General features: G+C 70.2%; 6 protein-coding genes. 5 read left to right on the top strand and 1 reads right to left on the bottom strand.

The genetic code is table 11. The features are described 5' to 3' along the window. Positions 1-306 precede the first annotated feature (306 nt). On the top strand, positions 307-969 hold the full coding sequence (locus IT306_28615) for a PRC-barrel domain-containing protein (protein ID MCC7372411.1): 663 nt from the start codon (positions 307-309) through the stop codon (positions 967-969). A gap of 9 nt (positions 970-978) precedes the next feature. Here the strand turns inward: IT306_28615 and IT306_28620 are convergent, their stop codons facing one another. Next, the gene (locus tag IT306_28620; protein ID MCC7372412.1) at positions 979-3624 is read right to left on the bottom strand and encodes a VWA domain-containing protein; all 2646 of its coding nucleotides are present in this window, start codon (positions 3622-3624) and stop codon (positions 979-981) included. A 289-nt stretch (positions 3625-3913) separates the two neighbouring features. Between IT306_28620 and IT306_28625 the strand changes: the two genes are divergently transcribed. From IT306_28625 to IT306_28640, 4 genes are all read left to right on the top strand, one after another. After that, on the top strand, positions 3914-4360 hold the full coding sequence (locus IT306_28625) for a CBS domain-containing protein (protein MCC7372413.1): 447 nt from the start codon (positions 3914-3916) through the stop codon (positions 4358-4360). A gap of 102 nt (positions 4361-4462) precedes the next feature. After that, positions 4463-5677, top strand: coding sequence for a pyruvate dehydrogenase (acetyl-transferring) E1 component subunit alpha (gene pdhA / locus IT306_28630; protein MCC7372414.1), 1215 nt, complete (start codon positions 4463-4465; stop codon positions 5675-5677). Between the two features lie 3 nt (positions 5678-5680). Then, entirely contained in the window at positions 5681-6730 is a 1050-nt protein-coding gene (locus tag IT306_28635) for an alpha-ketoacid dehydrogenase subunit beta (GenBank protein ID MCC7372415.1), read from the top strand. Further along, a complete protein-coding gene (locus IT306_28640; protein ID MCC7372416.1) occupies positions 6723-8138 on the top strand; it encodes a 2-oxo acid dehydrogenase subunit E2 in 1416 nt (471 codons plus the stop codon). The genes IT306_28635 and IT306_28640 overlap by 8 nt, the downstream gene beginning before the upstream one ends. Positions 8139-8355: the final 217 nt, after the last annotated feature.

An 8355-nucleotide genomic window follows, 5' to 3' on the forward strand; every position in this document is an offset into this window, starting at 1 on the left:
CGTGCCGCCGCGTCGGGGCTTGAAAGCCCCGCCTACGATCCTGCAGTCGCTGCGCGACGCGCCAGTCGCACCAGTGCCTGCCGTTCCCGACGGCCGTCGCGCAGCGACGGCGTGACTGTAGGCGGGGGTTTCAACCCCCGACCGCCCGTTCCATGATGCTTCGGGGACACCAATGAACAGGCAATCGCCCTGAGGCAGGGGCCTCCCGGCAGGCCAACGACGACGCCATGGCACCGGACTTGCTTTGAGGCCGGTGTCACGCCAGCACGCACAGCGGGGTGCGGAAGGCTGGGAGGGAGCAATCTGATGCGACTCGATCTTGATGCGAAGGTTCGCGCCAGCGACGGCCACAACATCGGCAGCGTGGACCGCGCCATCATCGACCCACGAACGAATGAAGTGACCTCGATTGTCGTCCGGACGGGTGCGATCTTCGGGCGCGACATCATGGTGCCGCGCGAGGACATCGAGCGGGGCAGCCAGGACGGCGATGCCATCCGCCTCACGTTGACGAAGGACGAGCTGGAGCGGCTGCCAGACTTCCGGCCGGAAGAGTACGGGCCACCTCCCGGCACCTGGGTTGCGCCGGCTGGCTACGCCTTCCCAGCAGGCAGCTACGCCTACCCACTGGCCGTGGACCCGATGGGCATGTCGATGCCGATCCTGGTCCCGGACGAGACGGTCGATCTGGAGGATCCGGACGCGGTGACCCTCACGAAGGGCGCGCTGGTGCTGGATCGCCACGGCGACGACATCGGCGTGGTGGACGATCTGCGCTTCGATGCGGACAGCGGCCGGGTCCAGGGCTTCGTGCTGCGGGTCGGCGGCGCGCTGCGAACACTGTTCGGCGGTGGCGACACCGTCGAGGTGTCGCGGTTGCAGATCGAGTCGGTTGGCGAGTCGATCGTGCGGCTGCGGCTGGCGAAGGACGAGGTCGAGGCGGCGGCAGCCGCGGCGGCGCACGCCTGAGGCAGAGGCTCACAGGTTCAGGCGTTGCAGGGCGATGGCGGCGAGATACAGACTGCCGCCAATCGTCAGCAGCCAGGGCCAGAACGGCGTTGAGGGCGGGGCCGCCGGACGGGCCGCCAGCGGCGTCGCGTCCGGCGGCGGGTCGTAGACGCCCCCCGTCACCTCGGCGACGCGACGCAGCAGCGGCTCGTTGAGGCCGTAGCTGTACGCTTCGGAGGTGGCCGTCTCGGTGAGGCTGGCGGCCGGTGGGATCACCAGCGGAATCCGCTGCGGCCGGCGCAACGCGTCGGGGCCGGCCTCCTCCAGTACCAGGATGCCCGTCTGCGCGGCCTGCTCGCGTGGCAGGCGCATCGTCCCGACGAACGTCGAGACCAGATCGGCCGCCTGCCGCAGCGCTACGCCGACCGGCGGCTTGCCCGCGACCTCAACCCGCGCCCCGACCGACTGTACGGCCGGAATGCGGCCGTCCTGGGCCAGCAGCGCGATCTGGAGATCGATCCGATCCCCGCGATCCGCCAGCCGGAAGTCGTAGCGGTCACGGGCGGCGTACGGCACGATGGCGTCGAGCCAGCTTGCCACCGCCCGGCCCGCCTCGGCCTGCCCGGCCCAGGCGGTCGGCACGGCCCCGGTGAAGACGCCGACGTAGCCGCGCCCGGCCGGACGGAGCGCCAGCAGCGGGTCGGTCAGGCGCGGGCGGACGGCGTAGACCTCGGCGTCCGGCTTCGCATGGCTGACGGCCGAGCCGTCGACAGGGAGAGCGGGGATCAGCGGCCGGCCGCCCGGGCGGGCCAGCGCATCCGTCTGCGCCCCGACGAACTCGCCCGGCTCGAAGTAGCGGGTCCGCTGCTCCGGCTCGAAGTAGGGCAGGGTGATGGCGGCCGGGTTGAAGCTCTGCGGCACCGGGATCGCGTCGCCGAGGCGGGCGATGGCCGAGCCGGGCACGATGCCCGGCGAGTCGATCGCGAAGGCCGTCGTCTTGCACTCCGGGCGGGCGCTGACGGCCCCGAACTCACCGTCCGAGATGAACAGCAGCCCGCAGTTCTCCAGCTTGCGCCCGGCGATCAGCCGCAGGGCTTCGGATGGATCGGTGCCGCCGCCGATCTGGATGCGGCTGACTTGATCGATGGCGAACCGCTTGCCGGCCTCGTCCATCGGGAGATTCTCGACGATGTGCAACGCTCCGGTCGTGAACACCAGCACGTCGAGGTGGTCCTGGGGCCGCAGCCGATGCTGGATGACGTAGGTGGCGATCTCTTTGGCCTTGTTCAGCCGCCAGCCGCCCATGCTCCCCGAGGCGTCGATCATGATGACGACCTGCCGCGCTGGCGCTTCCTGGGTGAACGGGCGCGGCCCTGGGACCACCGGCAGCAGCGCCCCGATGCCCGTCTCGGCGTAGCTCGCGAGGATAGTCGGGCCGTCTGGCGGGGCGCCCTCGTGGCCGCCGTTCAGCACCAGCAGCCCGATGCCCTCCTCGCGGACGGCGCGGTCCAGCACGGGGCCAGTCTCGGGCGCAAGCTGATCCGCCGAGACGCTGCCGATGACGACGGCGTCCACGTCCTTGAGCTGCTCGGGGGAGGTCAGGTCTCGCGGGCCGATCTGCTCGACGCGCGCCGCCCCGGCCGGCAGCACGTCGATCCAGCGATGGTCCCCGCCGATGGAGAGGATGCGTGGGGGACGGGTCACGTGGGTGAAGAGTCGGCGGCGGTGCTCGCCGGCCCCATCGGACGGCGTCAGCACCAGATCGACGGTCTGGAGGCCCAGGCCCTCGAAGCGGATCGGCTGGCGCACCCGCCCGAACGCGCCGGCGTCGAGGCGGGCCTGCTCCGGCGGTGGGGCGGCAGCTGCGTCGCCGTTCTGGGTAGTCGCGAGCGCCGCCTGAACTGGTCCGGCCCGTCCGTTCGCCAGGACCGCCCGAAGGTAGGTCAGGCTCTCGGCCTCCACGCGAGCCGGCAGGTTGGCGGCGGCAATCGCCAGCTCCGGCTGGCCGCTGGCGACGGGCAGCACGTGGACGGGGATGCCCTGCCGCGCCAACCGCTGGGCTGCTGTGAGGACGTTCGCGTCTGGCGTCCCCTCGTTCTCGTGGCCGTCGCTGACGAGCAGGACGCTTCCCTGCACCTGTGCCGCTTCGATCAGCTCGCGGGCCTGCTGAAGCCCGGCCCCGAGGTTGGTGCCGGCCCCACTGGCGAACTCGCCCGGCTCGACGGTCCGCAGCGCGCGCGAGAGATCGGCCAGTGGCAGGCTGCGCCGGGCCACCGTCACGCCGCTGCGGACGGTCACGATGCTGGCCGTGCTGGCGGCGCGCATCTCAGGGGGGAGGGCCGTCACCAGGGAGTCAAGGAGGCGAGACGCGCGCTCGCGGACGGCCGGCCAGCCGCCATCCGCCCGCAGCACACTGCTCGACACGTCCGCCACCACCACCAGATGCAGGCGGCTCGGGTCTATGGGGGCGGTCAGGACCGGGTTCCAGGCAGCGACGGTCAGCATCAGGCCGGCCAGCAGCGAGAGCAACAGGACGAGGCCGCGCACCGGCCCCCGCCGCGCGAAGACCAGCCAGCCGTCCACGACGCCGCGTCCCAGCAGCAGGGCGGCCGCCAGCAGCGCCAGCCCCGTCACGACCAGATGCCACGGCGCGGACGGCTCCCACCCGAGGGTCATCGGGCCGGGCAACCGTCAAGGCGGAAAGCAGTCAGCAGCATGCTCTGAGTCGCTCCGGACGATGAGCCGACAGGGATCTGGTCGTCCTCGATGCTACCACGGCGGGCGAGCACCCCCGCTCCGGCGGGCAACCTGCACAACGCGGAGGCATGGTCCGCCGGGCGCTGGAACCTATCAATCTGACTGTGCCGATATGCTACCCTCACTTATGGAACCGGCGTGCTGCGCCGGGGGAGTTTCTGTGTCCGCGACACCACCGTCTGCCACGCCCGTCAGGGTCCGCGATATCATGAGCCGCTATGTTGTGAGCGTCACCGACGATACCTCGGTGCTCGAGGTGGCGCGCATCCTGGCGGAGCGGCGGTTCAGCGGGCTCCCGGTCCTCACCCATGACGGCGAGCTGGTGGGCATGGTCAGCGACTTCGATCTCCTCGCGCGGGACGGCGACACCGCCGGCGAGGTGATGAGTCCGGACGTGGTGACCATCGCCGAGGACGCGGACATCCGCGCGGCGCGGGCGCTCCTGATCGAGCAGCGGCTGGCGCGGCTGCCGGTCTTCCGTGGGCGTGAGCTGGTGGGGATCGTCAGCCGTGGCGACATCCTCCGGGAATTCGTGCTCCACTGGATCTGCGACGTCTGCGGCGAGGTCAGCCGAGGGAAGGCCCCGCCGGAGCGGTGTTGGAAGTGCGGAACGGCGGACAACTTCCGCCACGAGCGGCAGAACCCTGGCATGTAAGTTCGGCCACGCAGGTGGTCGGGCGCTCCGGCCACGGACGAGTTCAGCAGCAGTCGATCGACGCTGGCACGTGACCGGCTGTGTGAGGTTGGGAAAGGCATGATGGCGAGCAACGGCAGCGCACGGAGCGGCTCAGGCGGTCGTGCCGCCGCGCAAGGTGGCGGACGGACGAGCACCGCGTCCCGCAAGCGCAACGCCGAGCCGAATGGACACGGCTCAGCGGAGACGGACGTAGCGGCGACGGCACAGTCGCCCACCAGCCTACGCGGCCGGCCGGAGTCGCGCGAGCAACTGATCGATTTCTACCGACAGATGGTGCTGATCCGCCGCTTCGAGGAGAAGACCGGCGAGATGTACACCCGCGCCAAGATCGGCGGCTACTGCCACCTGAACCTGGGCGAGGAGGCCACCGTCGTCGGCGTGATGTCCGCGCTCGAACCGCGCGACTACGTCTTCACCAACTACCGCGAGCACGGCTACATCCTCGGGCGCGGCGTCGATCCGAACCGGGTGATGGCCGAGCTGTTCGGCAAGGAGACGGGCGTCTCGCGGGGCCGCGGCGGCTCGATGCACCTCTTCGACGCCGAGGCCCGCTTCATGGGCGGGTACGCCATCGTCGGCGGGCAGTTGCCGCTGGCGACGGGCGCGGCGCTGACCATCGCCCACAAGGGGCTGGATGAGGTCGTCGTCTGCCAGATGGGCGACGCCACCACCAACATCGGCGCCTGGCACGAGTCCCTGAACATAGCCCAGCTCTGGAACCTGCCGGTCATCTTCCTGATCGTGAACAACCAGTTCGGCATGGGCACCAGCGTCGAGAAGGGCTCCGCCGAGCCGGATCTGTACAAGAAGGCCTGCGCGTACCGGATGCGCGCCGAGCGGGTGGATGGCAACGACCTGCTGGCCGTCCGCGACGCCACGCTCCGCGCCGTCGAGGCCGGCCGCAAGGACAAGGCGCCGACCGTCCTCGAAGCGGTCAGCTTCCGCCACCGTGGGCACTCGGTGGTCGATCCGGACCGCTACCGCCCGCGTGAGTTTGTCGAGAAGGGCCGCTCGCACGATCCGATCCCGGCGTATGGCCGCTCCTTGCTGGACGCCGGCCTGCTGGACGAGAACGGCCTGAAGCAGATCGACGATCAGGTCAACCGGATCGTCGAGGCGTCCGTCGCGTTCGCCGACGAGTCGCCAGAGCCCGAACCCAAGGATCTCTACGTGTTCGACTTTGCCTCTGAAGTCCCGAACATCGACCGCTCGCTGCCGGGCGACCACACGGGCCTGGCCGATATCGGCGGGGCCGCCGCGCTAGGAGGCCGCTGACCGATGGCGATCATCACCTATCGCCAGGCCCTCCACGACACCCTACGCGACGAGATGCTCCGCGACGAGAACGTCGTCCTGATGGGCGAAGAGATCGGCGTGTTCGAGGGCTCGTACAAGATCACGGCTGGCCTGCTCCAGGAGTTCGGCGAGAAGCGCGTCCGCGACACGCCGATTGCCGAAGAGGGCTTCGTCGGGGCGGCCGTCGGCGCGGCGATGCTCGGGCTGCGGCCCGTCGTCGAGATCATGACGATCAACTTCATCATGCTGGCCATCGACCAGATCGTGAACCACGCCGCCAAGATCCACTACATGTTCGGTGGGCAGTCCCGGGTGCCGATGGTGATTCGGACGCCCGGGGGCGGCGGCCAGCAGCTTGCCGCCACGCACTCGCAGAATCCCGAGGTCTGGTTCGCGCACGTGCCCGGCCTCAAGGTGGTCGCGCCGTCCACCCCGGCCGACGCGCGCGGTCTGCTCAAGTCGGCCATCCGCGACGACGATCCGGTCATCTTCCTGGAGAACCTCGCGCTCTACAACACGCGCGGCGAGGTGCCGGAGGATGGCCCGGACGACGTGATCCCGCTGGGGACCGCCGACATCAAGCGCGAGGGCAAGGACATCTCGATCATCGCCTACTCGCGGATGGCGGCGGTGGCGGTGAACGTGGCCGAGCAGTTGGCGAACGAGTACGGCATCGACGCCGAGGTGGTGGACATCCGCTCGCTGCGCCCGCTGGACCGCACCACCATCGTCAACTCGGTCAAGAAGACGAACCGCGCGGTGGTCTTCGAGGAAGACTGGCGCTCCTACGGCGTCGGCGCGGAAGTCGCGGCGACGATCCAGGAGTATGCCTTTGACTACCTGGACGCCCCGGTCCGGCGGATCGCGGCGGCGGAGGTCGCCCTTCCCTACTCCAAGGTCATGGAGCTGTCGGCGCTGCCGACGGCCCAGCATCTCGTGGACGCCGTCCGCGCGACGCTGGCGGCCTCGGGCGGGGCGCGCCGCAACGGTGGCATCGTGATCCCCGGTCTCGCGGGGGTGGCCCGTGGCTGAAGTCACGATGCCTCGGCTCAGCGACACGATGACCGAGGGCACCATCGCCAGGTGGCTCAAGAAGCCGGGGGATCAGGTCCAGAAGGGCGAGATCCTGCTGGAGATCGAGACCGACAAGGCGACGATGGAGCTTGAGGCCTACGAGGGCGGCGTCGTCGAGAAGGTGCTGGTCGGCGAGGGCGAGACGGTGCCCATCGGCCAGCCGATCATGCTGATCGGGGACGGCTCAGGTGCATCAGCAGCGGCCACACCAGCCCCCGCGCCGGCTGAAGCACCAAAGGCAGAGGCCCCGGTAGCCGCGTCGGCCTCTGCGCCCGCACAAGCCGCTCCCGAGAAGCCGGCCGAGCCACAGCGCACCTACGGCTACGGCACGTTCCCAGGCGGCGAGACGGCAGCGGCCCCCGGTGGTGGCGCTGCCGCACCGGCCTCAACCGCTGCGCCGGCCCAGACGGAAGCTCCCCCCGCCCCCAACGGCGAGGTCCGCGCCTCGCCGATGGCCCGCGCCATCGCCCGCGACAAGGGGATCGACCTGGCATCTGTGCAGGGCAGCGGCCCCGGCGGCCGGGTGATCCGCGCGGACGTGGAGAAGCTGGCCGAGGGCGGAACAACGCCGCCCACCCCCCAGCCGTCTGCTGCATCTGCACCGGCCGCGACGCAGGCTGCTGCTCCGTCCTCCGCAGCTGCGCCGGCCGCGGTCCAGGCTGGCCCGGACCAGGAGATCGAAGAGGTTCCGCTCAACAACATCCGCAAGGTCACCGGCCGGCGGATGGTGGAGTCGCTCCAGAGCGCGCCGCACTTCTTCCTGACCTCGGTCTACGACGTGACGCGCCTGATCGAGCTGCGGAAGCAGGTCAACGCCGAGCTGGAGGCGGCCGGCGACGATACCCGCGTCTCGGTCAACGATCTGATCGTCAAGGCCTGCGCCCTGACGCTGCGGGCGCAGCCGGACGTGAACGTCAGCTTCGGCGGGGACAAGATCCTCCGCAAGAAGCGGATTCACATCGGCATCGCCGTGGCGCTGGAGAACGGCCTCATCGTGCCGGTCCTGCGGGATCCGGACCAGAAGAGCGTCGGGCAGATCGCCCGCGAGTCGAAGGCGCTGATCGACAAGGCCCGGGCCGGCAAGCTGACCCCGGCCGACTACTCGGGCGGCACCTTCACCATCAGCAACCTGGGCATGTTCGGCATCGAGCACTTCACGGCGGTCATCAACTCGCCGGAGGCGGCCATCCTGGCTGTCGGCATGGTGACGAAGGAACCGGTGGTGATCGACGGCGACGTGCAGATCCGCGACCGCATGCGGGTAACGCTCTCGGTGGATCACCGCGTGCTCGACGGCGCGAACGGCGCGCGCTACCTCCAGGCGCTCAAGGGCTTCCTGGAGCACCCGATGCGGCTGCTCGTCTAGCGACGAGGCCCTCACCCGCGCCCTGGGAGGCCCTCACCCCCCGGCCTGGGAAGGCCCTCACCCCCCGGCCCCCTCTCCCTGTGCGCGGGAGCTGACTTCCCGACAGTTATTGCGAAGGCGGGTCCACCATCTGCGGAACCCGGAGGTTGAATGACCGAAGGGAGGCAGATGATGGACCCGCTAGGAGTATGGCAAGGATGGGGCCGCGAGGTGGCCC

This window comes from Chloroflexota bacterium (assembly GCA_020850535.1).
Classification (GTDB): Bacteria; Chloroflexota; UBA6077; order UBA6077; family JACCZL01; genus JADZEM01.